This is a genomic window from Listeria grandensis FSL F6-0971 (genome assembly GCF_000525835.1).
Classification (GTDB): domain Bacteria; phylum Bacillota; class Bacilli; order Lactobacillales; family Listeriaceae; genus Listeria_A; species Listeria_A grandensis.
Map to the genome: position 1 here is coordinate 58,785 of NZ_AODD01000022.1, position 14,727 is coordinate 73,511.

At 39.9% G+C, this 14,727-nt stretch carries 18 protein-coding genes; 3 read left to right on the forward strand and 15 right to left on the reverse strand.

Going from position 1 to position 14,727, the window contains the following annotated elements; translation table 11 throughout:
- Positions 1 to 6 precede the first annotated feature (6 nt).
- The 5 genes from PGRAN_RS12085 to PGRAN_RS12105 form a co-directional block, all read right to left on the reverse strand.
- Complete coding sequence (locus PGRAN_RS12085) at positions 7 to 888, reverse strand: sensor histidine kinase (protein WP_036067365.1); 882 nt, start codon at positions 886 to 888, stop codon at positions 7 to 9.
- A 13-nt stretch (positions 889 to 901) separates the two neighbouring features.
- Positions 902 to 1,663 (reverse strand): hypothetical protein, encoded by a 762-nt coding sequence (locus tag PGRAN_RS12090; protein WP_149024054.1) that lies wholly within the window; start codon positions 1,661 to 1,663, stop codon positions 902 to 904.
- 151 nt (positions 1,664 to 1,814) lie between these two features.
- Positions 1,815 to 2,639, reverse strand: a complete 825-nt coding sequence (locus PGRAN_RS12095; protein ID WP_036067368.1) for a hypothetical protein — start codon at positions 2,637 to 2,639, stop codon at positions 1,815 to 1,817.
- A 12-nt stretch (positions 2,640 to 2,651) separates the two neighbouring features.
- On the reverse strand, positions 2,652 to 3,638 hold the full coding sequence (locus tag PGRAN_RS12100) for a sensor histidine kinase (RefSeq protein WP_051998623.1): 987 nt from the start codon (positions 3,636 to 3,638) through the stop codon (positions 2,652 to 2,654).
- Entirely contained in the window at positions 3,635 to 4,513 is an 879-nt protein-coding gene (locus PGRAN_RS12105) for a sensor histidine kinase (RefSeq protein WP_036067370.1), read from the reverse strand. The genes PGRAN_RS12100 and PGRAN_RS12105 overlap by 4 nt, the downstream gene beginning before the upstream one ends.
- Positions 4,514 to 4,846: 333 nt before the next feature.
- On the opposite strand from PGRAN_RS12105, the gene PGRAN_RS12110 reads away from it, so the two are divergent.
- On the forward strand, positions 4,847 to 5,026 hold the full coding sequence (locus PGRAN_RS12110) for a hypothetical protein (protein WP_036067371.1): 180 nt from the start codon (positions 4,847 to 4,849) through the stop codon (positions 5,024 to 5,026).
- Positions 5,027 to 5,402: 376 nt separating this feature from the next.
- On the opposite strand, the gene PGRAN_RS12115 is transcribed toward PGRAN_RS12110, so the two are convergent.
- The 4 genes from PGRAN_RS12115 to PGRAN_RS12130 form a co-directional block, all read right to left on the reverse strand.
- The gene (locus PGRAN_RS12115; RefSeq protein WP_149024055.1) at positions 5,403 to 5,900 is read right to left on the reverse strand and encodes a hypothetical protein; all 498 of its coding nucleotides are present in this window, start codon (positions 5,898 to 5,900) and stop codon (positions 5,403 to 5,405) included.
- Positions 5,901 to 5,954: 54 nt separating this feature from the next.
- On the reverse strand, positions 5,955 to 6,194 hold the full coding sequence (locus PGRAN_RS12120; protein ID WP_036067373.1) for a hypothetical protein: 240 nt from the start codon (positions 6,192 to 6,194) through the stop codon (positions 5,955 to 5,957).
- 158 nt (positions 6,195 to 6,352) lie between these two features.
- Positions 6,353 to 6,727, reverse strand: a complete 375-nt coding sequence (locus PGRAN_RS12125) for a hypothetical protein (protein WP_149024056.1) — start codon at positions 6,725 to 6,727, stop codon at positions 6,353 to 6,355.
- Complete coding sequence (locus PGRAN_RS12130) at positions 6,690 to 6,968, reverse strand: hypothetical protein (protein WP_036067376.1); 279 nt, start codon at positions 6,966 to 6,968, stop codon at positions 6,690 to 6,692. Before PGRAN_RS12130 ends, PGRAN_RS12125 begins: the two co-directional genes overlap by 38 nt.
- A gap of 127 nt (positions 6,969 to 7,095) precedes the next feature.
- Between PGRAN_RS12130 and PGRAN_RS12135 the strand changes: the two genes are divergently transcribed.
- The gene (locus tag PGRAN_RS12135; RefSeq protein ID WP_036067377.1) at positions 7,096 to 7,728 is read left to right on the forward strand and encodes a hypothetical protein; all 633 of its coding nucleotides are present in this window, start codon (positions 7,096 to 7,098) and stop codon (positions 7,726 to 7,728) included.
- Between the two features lie 57 nt (positions 7,729 to 7,785).
- Here the strand turns inward: PGRAN_RS12135 and namA are convergent, their stop codons facing one another.
- From namA to PGRAN_RS12165, 6 genes are all read right to left on the reverse strand, one after another.
- The gene (namA, locus tag PGRAN_RS12140) at positions 7,786 to 8,802 is read right to left on the reverse strand and encodes an NADPH dehydrogenase NamA (protein ID WP_036067379.1); all 1,017 of its coding nucleotides are present in this window, start codon (positions 8,800 to 8,802) and stop codon (positions 7,786 to 7,788) included.
- 31 nt (positions 8,803 to 8,833) lie between these two features.
- Positions 8,834 to 9,802, reverse strand: coding sequence for a DNA-binding protein WhiA (gene whiA, locus PGRAN_RS12145; protein WP_036067381.1), 969 nt, complete (start codon positions 9,800 to 9,802; stop codon positions 8,834 to 8,836).
- A gap of 6 nt (positions 9,803 to 9,808) precedes the next feature.
- A complete protein-coding gene (locus tag PGRAN_RS12150; protein ID WP_036067382.1) occupies positions 9,809 to 10,774 on the reverse strand; it encodes a gluconeogenesis factor YvcK family protein in 966 nt (321 codons plus the stop codon).
- A 1-nt stretch (position 10,775) separates the two neighbouring features.
- On the reverse strand, positions 10,776 to 11,651 hold the full coding sequence (rapZ, locus tag PGRAN_RS12155) for an RNase adapter RapZ (RefSeq protein WP_036067413.1): 876 nt from the start codon (positions 11,649 to 11,651) through the stop codon (positions 10,776 to 10,778).
- A gap of 186 nt (positions 11,652 to 11,837) precedes the next feature.
- Complete coding sequence (gene lipA, locus PGRAN_RS12160) at positions 11,838 to 12,752, reverse strand: lipoyl synthase (RefSeq protein ID WP_036067383.1); 915 nt, start codon at positions 12,750 to 12,752, stop codon at positions 11,838 to 11,840.
- A 16-nt stretch (positions 12,753 to 12,768) separates the two neighbouring features.
- Complete coding sequence (locus PGRAN_RS12165; protein WP_036067384.1) at positions 12,769 to 13,587, reverse strand: lipoate--protein ligase family protein; 819 nt, start codon at positions 13,585 to 13,587, stop codon at positions 12,769 to 12,771.
- 121 nt (positions 13,588 to 13,708) lie between these two features.
- On the opposite strand from PGRAN_RS12165, the gene PGRAN_RS12170 reads away from it, so the two are divergent.
- On the forward strand, positions 13,709 to 14,572 hold the full coding sequence (locus PGRAN_RS12170; protein WP_036067385.1) for a helix-turn-helix domain-containing protein: 864 nt from the start codon (positions 13,709 to 13,711) through the stop codon (positions 14,570 to 14,572).
- Positions 14,573 to 14,727 lie beyond the last annotated feature (155 nt).

Sequence of the window (14,727 nt, forward strand, 5' to 3'; positions counted from 1 at the left end):
CCGATGCTAACAAATGTTATCCATTTTCGATGATTCGAAATTCTGTAAAGGTTTAATCGTTTCACTAAAATAACGATCTAATGAATCTATATCACCGTTTGTAATGTATCCTTGAATACTAGCTAAAATATTAATGTAATCATGCTTAAATAGACTCATTTCGCTATATATCTTCTCTAAGTTATACGTATACTCACGTAACTGCGCCAATTCTTGTTTTTGCTTTATTTGTTCAGCTCGCGCATTTTCAACCTTAGTTATAATCACAAATACAATACCAATTGCTAAGAGTAGAGCTATAAATATAAAAACATATAGCGCACCAGTTTCAATAGGGATCCCTAAAACATTCTCCAGATGAATGAGAGTATACATAATTACAATAGTTAGTAAGAGCAAAGCTACTATCACATACTCACTATTTTTCACTGTATTTTCAAATTTATTTTTACGTAATATCCCGCGAATACCGAGGGCTAGCACATACGCAATTGTAAGGCATGGTGTTATAATCACTATCATTGCAAACACAGCATCGAATAGGCTAGTACTATAATCTTGACTGTTTAACCCCAGAACATTGAGCGCAAATACTCCAACTACATAATTACCTATAAGAAGTACTATTTGAGCCACTACAACACACATAAAAGAACTAAGCCAACGAATGCCTTTCCATCTCAAAAATAATACCAGCACTCCCAATGTGTATATTTGTGAAAAGTACTCTATCATGCTTAAGAGAATAGGACCTCCAAGTGCCATAATAATTGTTATTATGACTATATCTTTTTTTGATAAAACTTTCTGAGCTAGAACATTAGTAACGATTACAATACCAAATATTTGGTATGTTCCCGCCGTAAACAGCACTAATAATGAATACATAAAAATCTCCTGTCTATTTTGATAGTCGTGTTTTATTAGATTCTATTTCTCTGGTTAGAGGAGTAATTGAGTTTTGAAAATATTCCTCTAGCTTTCTCTGATTTCCGTTGTTTATATAGCCGTGTAAGCTCGCTAAAATATTAATATAATCATGCTTAAACAGACTCATTTCATCATTCAGCAACTCTAATTTCTCCGTGTAATCACGCAACTGCAACAATTCCTGCTTCTGTTTCTTCTGCTTCACCTGTTCCTGCCCAATTTTTACAATAATACTAAACACCATACATACCAATAAGAAAAGAATCATAAATAGAGCAGTATTAACTACTATAAAATCACTTGGTAATCCAAACAACCTCTCTAAATATATGAAAAGATAGATAATCACAATCGTAATAAGAAGCAAGCAAGCCATAATGTAACCATTTCGATTCATGATATTTTTGAACCCTTCTTTACGAAAGACTAGTCCAATCAGAAGACTCATCAGATATACTAGTATATTGCATACTGTAACCGATAGGAGCATTGTAACTATTGGCCCTCCAAATCCCGAATCATATGTATTTATATTAATGCCAAAACTAGTGAGCATAAACCATTCTACCGCATAATTAGCTATAACCATCAACAACTGCGCCGTCACCGGAACAACCAAAGACATCAGCCAACTTACTCTTCTCCATTTCAAAAATAAAAATAATACTCCCAAAACATAGATTACAGAAAAATACTGCATGGAACTCAAAAGAAAAGCTCCACCGACTGTCATAATGATTGTCACCGTGAAAATATCTCGTTTAGATAGCACTCGTTGCACTAAGTTATTAGCCCCAATGACCACTCCGAACAATTGGTAAGTCCCCACAATAAAAATTAACAGTAACGAATACACCTTCTCCCCCCAATCTGATTTACAAGTTTCATCTATCATTTTTTATCAGAATTTTTTTATTTAGTGGCACAATCGTTTTTTTGAAGTACGTTTCTAACTCTTGCTGATTCCCACTACTAATATAGCCTTGTAAGCTCACTAAAATATTAATATAATCATGCTTAAACAGACTCATTTCAATATATATATGTTCCAACCGGCTCGTGTAATCTTTTAAATGATTTAGCTCAACTTCACGCTCTTGGTTTTCTATATGACTCTGTATAATTTTTGTGACTACAACAAATACAATACCTGTTAATACTGAGAAAGTAGTAAATAATATCGTAAAGATAGTAAGTATATCTGTAGGAAACTCATATAAAGAACCTATATAAATGAAAATATAAATAATGACAATCGTCACTACTAAAAGAATTAGTACAAGGTAGTTGCTCTTTAATCTCGTGAAAAATTGGGCAGCGATAAAAATATACAACAGCATAATCGCAGACTGAAAGGCGGAATAAACAAATGGCGTATTCATCAATAGATCTTGATATTCTACTTGCAGCATGATTGTAGACCAAATAATAGTATAGTCACTCACAATCATAATTAGCAGACTTGTAATAGGAGCAACAATAGCCATAAACCAACTTGCTTTCTTAAATCTAAGAACCGCCACTAGTACACCAATAGCGTAAATTAATGCAAAGTACTGAACCGTCGCAAGTAGTATCAGTCCACCAATTGCCAATATAGTTCCGACAATAAGAACTTCGATTTTTGATAAAACTTTTTTCAATAGTATGTTTGTTCCAATCGCCAAGATAAACATTTGACAGGTTCCAGTAACTATAACTGCTAGCATCCCAATTTCCCCCTACTGCCTAATAACCAACCCTTGCATAAACGCTTCGCCTTCCAGCACTTGCGTATCTAACACAACGGATGGATTTTTATTCAGAATTCCTCGCACGATTGACAGTCCCAAGCCACGATTCTCCCCTTTTGTCGAGAATCCTTTTTCAAACATTTGATGAATCTCTGGCATGTTTTCCGGCAAGCTATTTTGCACCAACAGTGTCACCGTATTCTCATTCTTTACAAAAGCCACTTTCATAAACGCGCCTGATTGCCCTTCGCTTGCCTCGATTGCGTTATCGAGCAAGATTCCGACAATCTGACATAACTCCACTTTATACATCGAAATCGTCTCAATCGGTTCCACGATTTCCAACTGGGCATCGATTTTCAGCTCCTGTGCACGCATCATTTTAGCCGCTAGTAAGCCTTTTAACTCCAAAACATGCATATTCTTAATTTGCGATAACTTGTATTTATTATCCACCATGCTCTTGTTCACCGGCATGATATTCGCGTCGAAATATGCCGCTAATTCCTCCATTTGACCATTCGAAATCAGCGTTTCCAAGTTCGCCAACACTTCCACATAGTCCTGCTGGAAATGCACCACATCCGCCTGCAGTTGCTCGACATTCGCCACGTACTGCTGCAGTTGCACCATTTGCTCCTCCTGATTCCGCTTTTGTGCCTCTTTCAAATTCGCGCGATACACCTTCACCAGCACCAAGCAAATAATTCCCAAATACACCGCAAAAAGAATCTCCGTCAGATAAAGTATCGTTTTCGGGAACTGATATGTACTAGACATGTAGAGCGTCAACTGCAAAATCACCGCGGTCACGATAATAATTCCAATTGCTAAAAATATATAATACCGCTGCGTTTTGGAAATCCTCACCCGTTTTTTCATCAAGAACATCATCCCAATAAATAACACCACACACGCCACCGCAATAAGTATGATCCAAATAAAAACACTGTTACTACTAAAAATACTCATCATTCTCCGCTGCCTCCAGTTTCTCTATTTATATATAACGGCAAAATCGTATCTTCAAAATACGCCTGCAGTAATGTTTCGTCGCCCTTTTCGATATAGCCATTCAAACTCGCCAAAATGTTGATATAATCATGCCGAAACGTATTCATTTCGCTGTATAGCTTTTCCATCGATGCTACGTATTCCTCTAATTGCCGCTTTTTTAACGCCTGACTCTCCGCCTCTGCCTGCCGTTCGCTCGTTTTGAGGATGAGCATGAAAATCATAGCGATGGATAGGAAGTAGATGAGGAATAGGATGGCATTTGAGAACACAATTTCATTTGCAAATTGATAGGTTGATTCTAAATAGATGTGCAAATATACAATAAGCATCGTGATGATTAGTGTAATGAGTAACATTACTTTATTTTTGGTTGCTATTTCTCTGATTTTCTCGTTAAATATTATTTTGGCGCTTACTTTATAGAATAAGTAGGTCACAATTAGCCAAGATATGTAGATAAAAAGATAAATTTTAGGATTAGAAATGTTTTCTTCTACAGTTGAGTGAAATAGCATGAGTGCCGAAGAATTTATGAAAGAATCCACTGCAACGAGGTAGATCAGGCATACAAATGGCAAACTCAGCGACAATAGCCACGTGCCTTTTTTATATCGTATCGCGAATATCAACACACACATTGTGAACACTAGCGAGTAATATTGCACATAATAAAGCAACAATAGTCCACTTATCAATAAGATTAAGAATAGGATAATCAAATATAATTTTGAGAAAATTCCCTTACTGAAAATCTGAATTCCCATAAGCAAAGAAATGATTTGTACGCTACACCCCAACACTGCTGATAGAAAATAGGTTTGAATCTCTTGCATGTTTAATCTCCTTTTCAATCATCGAATCTCCTAATTATATTGGTATATTGGCAGGTTCGCAATACTTTTTTATGCAAAAAATCTGCGTTCAGGATGGAAATAAGGTCATTCAGGACAAATCCGGTCACGGCGTATATTTTCGTGCTATGATTATTTTAACTGAGCAATGACGCGCGAATTCGATTCAGTAAATGAATGTAGCTAACCGTATAATATACATTTTTTATAGTAACACAAAAAAGGGACGAAAAACCAAATTTGTCGTGAATGCTTGATTTCTTGTCCTGAACGCGATTATTTTTCGGATTTTTAACATAAAAGGGTGGGTAGTGGATGCGAAATGAAGTAGTTGATTATTTATTAGGAGTTTTTGCAGGAGCGAGTACGCTATTTCTAGTGGGTTATTTTTTGTTAGGGGAGAGTTTTTCGGTTGCTGTTATTATTTCCGTTGCGTCTTTTCTCATTTTAAGTACTAGTTTTATCTTCAAATACAGAAAAGGAACCAGCACCTAGTCGTTAAGTGCTGGTTTTATGAGCTTCTTCTCCTTCTTGTTGCAACATAGATTAAAATGGATAAAACGACTGTGAGTATGGTGCCGATAGCATTTGGTACGATTCTAATCACAAATATCATATACGAACATAAGGACGTAATAAGCACGATAGCAAAGAATTCTATTACATCGTATATCTTCATTTTCCTCCACCATTCATCAACAATATTCCACAGAAAAGCCTTCGAGTTAAGTTTTCGAAGGCTTTTCCAGACTAATTTTTCTTTATAGATTTTCTGATGATTACTGTGAGAATAGCTATGACAATTACAAACACTGCAACCATTGTAATTGGTATATATTGACTCATTAATTCATAACCTCCTCTTTAAATTCTATTTATACAGTTTAAAGCTTTTAGTAACACTTGCTGAAGCTGAATATAATTTGTTTAATTTCACTGTACTAACTAGAGTGCGATACATTACATATATGCCAATTCCATGTGTACCTACATAATTTAATGTATAGTCCCCTTGTCCATTAATATCATATCCATTTTTTTCAGCTCTTTTATCGGTTATCTTACTAGAAGCATTAATCGATAGCAGGAATAAACCTCTAGTGCCTCCAACTGATGTTCCTGTTGCAGTCAATCCAGAACCATTGACATTGTAAAAAGTTAGCAAACAAATCCAACCATCTGGATATAATACATGATATACACGCGACTCTACTTTATAACTTCTTGCTCCAAATTTTTCTGTAGCCGTTGCACGTAATAAATTCGTTACGGCAGTGTCAGATACGTTTACTTCTAATACAGTGCCGTCGTCTAGTGTTGTAGTGGCACTAGCGTACTGGTTTTCTGGGTTTGCAGCATCAGTCGTCAACTCCAGGCTTTCCGCCAATTCATTTGTCGCTTCAGTAACTTCATTTTGTAAATCTTATTTGTATTCTTCTAAAATTTCTGGTTCTGTGTTTTCTATAATATTTTCCCGTTCTGCATTTAGTGTAGCCTCGTCATTTAAATCTACGCTATTAATTTTTTTCTCTAGCTCACTTACTGTTGTTATTGTCGTATCTTTTTCATTCAGTGCAGGTGCCGCAGCTGCAACAGATGTACTTGCTGTCCATGATACCATAAGTCCTACCAATAAACTAGATATAATTGTTTTTTTCAACATTTTTTCTCCACCTTTTTATTTTTATTAGATTTAAGGATAACACAAAAAGAATCAATAAAACCAAATCTGTCCTAGAAGGTCTTTTATTGATCCTGAACGCTATTATTAATCACTTTTATTCTCAGTATTGACCCGAAAAATGTATTTATCATTAATTTTTATTTTCTCTTTAAATCTTTATCAAGCCGTTCACGAAAATCTATCGTGTCTAATACCTGAACTTTATTATTGAAATTCTCTAGTTTCTCAATCACAGCTGAATCTAAATTATTTTTCTTTTTAGGCAAAGACGGCTCGCTATTTCCGAATTTCAGTGTTGTATTTCCAGCGACGAAATAAGTCCCATTTACTTGGCCTTTAATCCAAAATGTCCGACCATCGCCTGAATCTATCAGCATTAAAATATATGTTTCGCCTGATTGGAATAGTGGGTAATTCTCAAGCTCCATTCCTTCTTTGCCATCTTGGAGAATATCAATTATATCCTGATTCTTCTTATCTCCTGCGTAGACCTTTTTTAATCTTACTTTCAAATTTGGTTTTTGCGATGATATTATTCCCGCCTGAAATTGTATCGCTTTTCTTTCCAATCCGGACTTCTGCTATTAAATCGGATTCTTTGATTGCTTGATTATATGTAACAGCTTCGATCAATGTATGGACACTTGCTTTTAGCTCATTGTTTCCATTTGAATTGCCGTTAGTATCTTCCCCATTACACGAAACTAGGGCAAAACAGCTCAGAGATAGGATCATAATTCTCACTTTTTTCATAGAAGTACTCCCTTTTTTATAAGATAGTTTTATAGTAACACGTTTTGAGTCGAAATATCAAATTAGCGTCTTATCCTGAATAATGGTATCATGAGTAGACATACTAACTGAAAAGGGGCCGTTATTCATGATAAGAATCGCAATAGCTAGTTTACTTCTTGTATCCGGTTGTTCGACAAATGAGGTAACAGCAAATAATAAAATGACCCAAAATGTAGTGCCACTTGATGAACGAACTATTATCTCATCGCTTGGTAAATACACTTCCCTAGCTTCCAATCTAGCGGAACTAGAGAATACATCACCGGTTATCGTAGAGGTCACGAAAAATAATGAAAAGCAAACAGTGACTAAAGAATCCGAACAAAATTCAATGCCTACTGAATTTTATACAATGAGTAGTGTTACAATCAAAGACATACAAAAAGATGCGTCCAGCTCTTTAAAGGTTGGTGACAAGATTGAAGTTATGGAAAATGTAGCCACCGATGTGCTGATTGCTGGTAAAAAAAGAACGCTTACTTTTGACTATTATAAAAAAATGAATATAGGCAATTCTTATTATCTCTACCTTAGAAACAGCACATCCGGTGATAACTACGTTTTAACAAATGCATTTTTGAGTAAGTATCCTGTGAATAAAGAACCTACAAATGAGCTTTTTTTGAATGAGACTAGCTCGACTCATAGTTTAGAGAACTTAGATTATCAAGATTTATACGAAGACCTATACACTGAAATTCTACAGGAAAATGAATAGACGATAACGAAAAACAAGCATCCCATCAAACTTCGGAATGCTTGTTTTTCTATTTAATTACCAACCACCACGCAAATACTGCTCAGGCGGTGTCACTTCCCCGCGAACATCTTTCGCCGCTGTTCTCGCCCAATACGGGTCACGCAACAGCTCACGTCCTAGGAAAATCAAATCCGCGCGATCATTTTGCAAAATTTCTTCTGCTTGAACGCCCGTCGTAATCAGGCCTACTGCGCCTGTCGCGATTCCTGCTCCTGTGCGGATTTTCTCAGCGAAGGGTACTTGATAGCCTGGATATACTTTCGGGACAGTGTTTACTAGCGCGCCACTGCTGACATCTAGTAAATCGGCGCCGTCTGCTTTCATCCATTTGGCAAACGGGATATAATCGTCTACTGTCAAACCGCCGTGTGCGTAATCGGTCGCTGAAATACGAACGAAAAGTGGACCATCCCAAACTTCGCGAACGGCTTTAATGACATCACCTAAAACGCGGTAACGGTTCCCTGCTGGGCCGCCATATTGGTCTTCTCGTAAATTCGAAATCGGTGATAGGAATTCATGTAATAAATAGCCGTGCGCCGCATGAATTTCAATCACATCAAATCCGGCTTCTTTCGCGCGGAATGCTGCTTTTTTGAAATCAGCTACGACTTCTTCTATTTCTGCTGCAGTTAATTCGTGCGGCTTTTTGCTTTCATCGTCAAATGCGACGGGGCTTGGTGCTACTGGATCTACGTCTAAAACGGCTTTCCGACCTGCATGTGCTAACTGGATTCCGACTGCGCCTTTGTGGTAATGTACGCCGTCAACGATTCGCTTCAAAGCTGGAATCTGGGCATCATCCCATAATCCTAAATCAGCATGCGAAATCCGTCCAACTGCTTGTACTGCTGTTGCTTCCAACATGATAAGACCAACCTGGCCTGCTGCGCGTGACACATAATGGGCAAAATGGAAATCGTTTGCTATCCCATCATCTGTTTCCACAGAATACATACACATTGGTGACATCGCAATTCGGTTTTTCAGAGTAAGGCCTTTTGTTTTATACGTAGAAAACAATTTTGACATGGTTTGATCGCATCCTTTTCTTTTTATATTATTATTTGGAAGGGATTCTAAGCCCTAGTTGTGATGGGGATTCGCCGCTTCTTAGTTGGTCCGCGATTTGGTCCAGCTTCCGTAAACGGTGATTAATTCCGGACTTGCTGATAGGGCCACTCGTTAGCATATCGCCAAGTTCCTGTAGCGTCATATCTTCATACGTTACGCGCAATTCCGCGATCTCACGCAGTTTCTCTGGAAGCGCCTCTAAGCCTACCGCTGCCGCAATGAACTTAATATTATCGATTTGACGAACCGCCGCATTAATCGTTTTATTCAAGTTCGCTGTCTCACAATTCACGAGCCGGTTCACGGAATTCCGCATGTCACGCATGATCCGCACATCTTCAAAATGAAGCAGCGCACCGGTAGCTCCGATAATGTTCAGGAATTCGGTGATTTTTTCCGCTTCCTTCAAATACGTAATGTAGCCGTTTCGACGTTCGAGCGTTCGAGCGTTCAACTTAAAACTATTCATCAAATGACAAATGGCTTCATTGTGCTCATCGTACACCGAGTTTATCTCCAAATGATAGGAAGAAGTCTCCGGATTATTCACCGATCCGCTCGCCAGAAATGCTCCGCGAAGATAGGCCCGACGTGCATTCTTCGTCTTAATTAACGCCGGATCGATCGCAGTTTGAAAAACACCATCATTTAAAATTGCTAAATCTGCTAGAATCTCTTTCGTCTTAGCCTTCAGACGCACAATATAGACGTTATTTTTTTTCAATTTCATTTTTTTACGCACTAATAATTCGATGGGCACTTGATACAATTCCTTCAAAAGCCGGTACATTCGGCGGGCAATCGCAGCGTTCTCCGTCTGTACGTCTACAACCATCATTTGATTCGAAAAAGATACGGCGCCGTTCATTCGTATAAACGCGGACAGCTCTACTTTTGCATCCGTGGTTGAAATATCTAAATTGGTTAATTCTTTCTTTGTTTCCGAGGCAAAGGACATAGACCCTCATTCCTTTTCTTTCAAATTCATTAGAATCTGTAATAGTGTATTCGTCACTTTATCCGCGGCATGTCGCACTAAACCGCCTTCTGTGGAAAGCAAATCGCCGGCAATGACATTAATATTTAGCTCGTGATCCTTCTCAAAATTCTGCTCGACTTGCATGACATCACCTGGAAACATCAGATGTCGCGGCACTTCCGCCGTATTGATCATCATCGCATCAATAATCGGGCGACCAACATGATTCAAAATAACTTGTGCATGATCTGCATCCGTAAAGAAATCCGTCTCGCCAACCTGCGTCAAAATATTGCAGATATACACCTTATACGCCTTACTTTCAAAAATCGCATCCTGCAAATCCTGCACAAGCAAGCTAGGTAGAATACTCGTGTACAAGCTTCCTGGACCAAGCACAATCAAATCCGCGTCATGAATCGCCTCAATCGCGGCTGGCAAAGCCTTCACATCGGCCGGCGTAATAAATACGCGATCAATCGGCTGACCTTGCATTGGAATCACCGACTCACCCTGCACGAGCGTTCCATCTTCCATAACCGCATTCAAAATCAGCGGTCGATCCGTTGCTGGAATCACTTTTCCGCGAATCCGCATGGCCTTGCTGAGCACTTCAATCGCTTCAACATAACTATCATTCAACTGCGACAGCGCCGTCAAAATCAAGTTACCAATCACATGACCAGAAAGATCTCCTTCCACCTTAAAGCGATACTGCATCAAGGCTTCCATCCGCGGATCCGTATTCGACAGCGCCACCATCACGTTCCTAATATCACCCGGTGGCAATACATCCATTTGCTCGCGAATTTTGCCAGAACTCCCGCCGTCATCAGCAACCGTAACAATTGCGGTCAAATCAATCGGTTGTTTTTTCAAGCCTCGGAGGATGACTGGTAGGCCTGTCCCGCCACCAATCACGACCACTTTCGGCTTTTCCGTCGCAGCCATCTTATTTTCCCTTTCTGCGTTTCATATCTCGATGTGAAATTTGCGTTTCATATTTTGTTTTCAAGTTGTTACCGACGTACTCCGAAAGCGCCACAGAACGGTGCTGCCCGCCAGTACAGCCAATAGCAACGACAAGCTGCGTCTTTCCCTCGCGCTTATAAAATGGTAACGTGAACAGCAACATATCCATCACTTTATTGAGGAACGTCTCCGTCTCTGGCCACTTCATCACGTAATTATAAACATCCTTATCAAGCCCCGTTAACGGACGCATTTTGTCGATATAGTGCGGGTTAGGCAAGAATCGCACATCAAATACCAAATCCGCATCAATGGGCAAACCATATTTAAAACCAAACGACATCACCTGCACGTTGAAAACTTCGCGATCACTCGTCTGAAACTCATTGTTCATCCGTTCCCGAAGCTCGCGCGGCGCCAAAGTCGACGTATTAATAACGAGTTGCGAACGCCCCTTCAAATCTTCTAATAATTCACGTTCCTGTCTGATCCCCTCAAGAACCGAACCATTCGGCTCCAATGGGTGATGACGCCGTGTTTCCTTATAGCGCGACACCAAAACTTGATCATCCGCATCCAAAAACATCATTTTCGTCGTAATAAACGAGGTATTATCCAACTCATCAAGCGCCGTCTGGATAGAATCAAAAAACTCGCGACCCCGCAAATCCATCACGAGCGCGATCTTGTTCATTTTCCCAGATTCTTTCATCAATTCCCAAAACTTAGGCAATAAACTCGGTGGCAAATTATCCACACAGAAGTAACCTAAATCCTCTAAAGATTGCATTGCAACAGTCTTTCCTGCACCACTCATACCCGTTATTATTACCAATTGCAAATGATTTGTCGCCATCTCAAAACCCAACCTTTCTATTAAAAAGAAGCACTAAAACCAAGCTCCTTAAACGAACAATTTCTACTACTACATTCTACCACAATCCGAACCGAAAACCTAAGAAAAGAAATCAGCCGGGCGTCTCATTCCCATGAAGCGAAAAAATACCCCAATGCTTCATTTTGCACCAAGGTATTCTTACATCTATAAATTTTGCGCTTTCTCCGCATCTTCCCGTCGTTGTTTTGCCGCCGCGTTCACCTGTTCATCCGCATGGTAACTCGATCGCACCATTGGACCTGATTCACAATGAATAAAGCCTTTCTTCCGGGCGATCCGTTTTAACTCACGGAACTCACGCGGGTCGTAATAGCGCTCCACAGGGTAATGTTTTTTCGACGGCTGCAAATACTGTCCAATCGTCAAAATTTCTACGCCATGTGCTAGCAAATCATCCATCGTTTCTAGCAACTCCTCACGTGTCTCACCAAGCCCCACCATAATGCTCGATTTCGTCGGCAATTCCGGTTCCATATCGCGAACGCGTTGCAACAACTCAAGTGAACGATCATACGTCGCTCGGTGCCGCACACTTGGTGTCAACCGTCTCACAGTCTCAATATTATGATTAAAGATATCTGGTTTCGCATCCAATAACGTCTTCAAACTCTCGTAATCGCCCTTCATATCCGATGGCAAAACCTCCACCGTCGTCTGCGGCATCCGATACCGAATCGCATTCACCGTATTCGCAAAAACTTGCGAACCTCCATCCGCCAAATCATCACGTGCCACAGCTGTAATCACGACATGGCGCAACCCCATCGCCGCAACCGAATCAGCGACACGCTTTGGTTCGCCTAAATCTAAATGCGTCGGCGCCCCCGTCGTCACCGCACAAAACCGACAAGCTCGCGTACAAATATCACCGAGAATCATAAACGTCGCCGTTTTCCGATCACCAAAACACTCCTGAATATTAGGACACTTCGCTTCCTCGCATACTGTATGTAGCCGATTTTCCCGTAAATTATTTTTGACTGCTTTGAAGCTCTCACTATTACTAATCTTAATTTTTAGCCAATCTGGTTTTCTTACATGTTCTCTTTTTTTATCCAACTTGTTAGTGCCCCTTTCAACGCGAAAATAAATATTCCTCTTGTCTAAATTTACTCTCAGCGAGCGCGTGGACCTCAGCCCATTCAGCGTCCGATAACTCGTATTCCACAAACGACACATCAAAAACTTCCGCAAACCCATCACGGAATGCCTTCTTCATCTCATCCAGCGGTATTTCTCTTTCAATCAAATCAAAAATTCCCGATGCCTTCCCACCAAAAGCCCGCAATGTCCGCTCTTTCACCCGCTCATTGTCAAAAATAAACAGATCGAATAATTCCGTAGCATTCATGTGTAGCGGAATCGAGCCGTGCTGCAATAAAACACCTTGATGTCTCGCCTGCGCGCTACCAATAATTTTGCGGTTCTTGATCGTGATCTCATACCAAGATGGCTCCTCAAAGCAAATCGCTGTTCCGCTTCCCGCTTGTTTTGCCTCCGGAATCGCAAAATCTGCCTCAATTCCCAGTTTAGCAAGGCCAGCTAACAACGCTTCCGAAATCAATTTATGTGCTTCTTTTATCGTTTGCGGAACCGCCTCGTTCTCCTCAGAAATCACAAAACTGTAGGTCAGCTCATCATCATGTAGCACCGCCTGGCCTCCCGTTGGCCGACGAACTAACTCAAATCCGTGCTGTTGCACCGCATCACAATCAATCTTCCCCCTCGTCCGTTGAAAATATCCAACCGAAAGCCCAGCAGGAGTCCAGCCATAAAATCGCAAAGCCGGCGGAATTTTCCCTTCTCGATGCCAATCCGTCAACTTCTCATCCATCGCCATATTTATCGCTGGTTCAAGTTTACCCTGATCCAAAAGTAACCACTGATCCGCCATCTTCTTATCTCCTTAAAAATGCATACTGTTTGATTTTTGCCTCTTATTCTTTATACTAAGGAAGAATGCGCTATCTTTCAAATGACTATTCGCATATTTTGTCTAAAAGGAGGCATCTCATTTGTCTAACGAACTCGGAAAAAGTATCAAACACCTGCGCACTAGCCAAGAATTCACACAAAAACAGCTCGCTGAAGGAATCTGTTCGCAAAGCATGCTCAGTCGCGTCGAACAAGGCCTCGAAATTCCCAGCGTTCTCATCATCCACAACATCTGCCAAAAACTCGGCATTACCGTAGATTCATTGCTATCCTTATCCCAACTCGACTCACCACTTATCCAACTAAAAAAAGCACTCCACCAACTCTATGTAGAACACGATTACGAAATTTTATACACCCACCTTCATAAAAAGACGCTCGCCATGTTCGAAATCAACTCTCAAGAAAGCCATTATTATTTCTATCTTGGCGTCTGCGAATTGAAGTATAAAAACAATAACCAGAACGGTATCACGGCATTGGAATACGCCTTTTCGCTTTCCAAATCACATTCCGATCAGGCCCTAATCAGTAGCTACTTAGCAGCAACCTACTACGCCACTTCCAATGAAATAGCCGCACTAAAACATTTGAATCATTGCTTACTTTTCCTTAACAAGCAAGATTTTTCAAGCGAATTTCTACCCGCCATTTATTTTCATGTGGCGCTTTGTTACGGTTTTGTAGCAGATAATCTGACTGCTATCGAATACATCCATCTTGGGATCGACTGCTGCAAACGACAAACGAGCAATTTCTATCTTACCTATCTGTTTTTCGAACTGGGCGTATTATTTATTCGAACGAATCGAAAACAAACAGGAATACGGAAGATAAAGTTTAGCTTAGAACTTTCCGCCTACCTCGACGAACAATTTATCACCGCTGAACTTTCTAAAAGACGGAAAGAAGATATAGAATATGCGAATAATCATATAAACTAAATAAAACAAAGCCGAACTCATCAAAAATCGATGAATTCGGCTTATATACAGTCTCACTAGCAAAACGCGGATTCCCCACGTTTAGGGCTAAAATAGTTAAAACATAAGATTTTCACCCTGCTAAGGAGACAATCTTATGTTTTTATTTGTTCAGG

Coding starts and splice junctions, on each gene's coding strand:
- PGRAN_RS12085 (WP_036067365.1), bottom strand. CDS start 888: ATGTATTCATTATTAGTGCTGTTTACGGCGGGAACATACCAAATATTT.
- PGRAN_RS12090 (WP_149024054.1), bottom strand. CDS start 1,663: ATGACAGTCGGTGGAGCTTTTCTTTTGAGTTCCATGCAGTATTTTTCT.
- PGRAN_RS12095 (WP_036067368.1), bottom strand. CDS start 2,639: ATGCTAGCAGTTATAGTTACTGGAACCTGTCAAATGTTTATCTTGGCG.
- PGRAN_RS12100 (WP_051998623.1), bottom strand. CDS start 3,638: ATGATGAGTATTTTTAGTAGTAACAGTGTTTTTATTTGGATCATACTT.
- PGRAN_RS12105 (WP_036067370.1), bottom strand. CDS start 4,513: ATGCAAGAGATTCAAACCTATTTTCTATCAGCAGTGTTGGGGTGTAGC.
- PGRAN_RS12110 (WP_036067371.1), top strand. CDS start 4,847: ATGCGAAATGAAGTAGTTGATTATTTATTAGGAGTTTTTGCAGGAGCG.
- PGRAN_RS12120 (WP_036067373.1), bottom strand. CDS start 6,194: ATGTTGAAAAAAACAATTATATCTAGTTTATTGGTAGGACTTATGGTA.
- PGRAN_RS12130 (WP_036067376.1), bottom strand. CDS start 6,968: ATGAAAAAAGTGAGAATTATGATCCTATCTCTGAGCTGTTTTGCCCTA.
- PGRAN_RS12135 (WP_036067377.1), top strand. CDS start 7,096: ATGATAAGAATCGCAATAGCTAGTTTACTTCTTGTATCCGGTTGTTCG.
- namA (WP_036067379.1), bottom strand. CDS start 8,802: ATGTCAAAATTGTTTTCTACGTATAAAACAAAAGGCCTTACTCTGAAA.
- whiA (WP_036067381.1), bottom strand. CDS start 9,802: ATGTCCTTTGCCTCGGAAACAAAGAAAGAATTAACCAATTTAGATATT.
- PGRAN_RS12150 (WP_036067382.1), bottom strand. CDS start 10,774: ATGGCTGCGACGGAAAAGCCGAAAGTGGTCGTGATTGGTGGCGGGACA.
- rapZ (WP_036067413.1), bottom strand. CDS start 11,651: ATGGCGACAAATCATTTGCAATTGGTAATAATAACGGGTATGAGTGGT.
- PGRAN_RS12165 (WP_036067384.1), bottom strand. CDS start 13,587: ATGGCGGATCAGTGGTTACTTTTGGATCAGGGTAAACTTGAACCAGCG.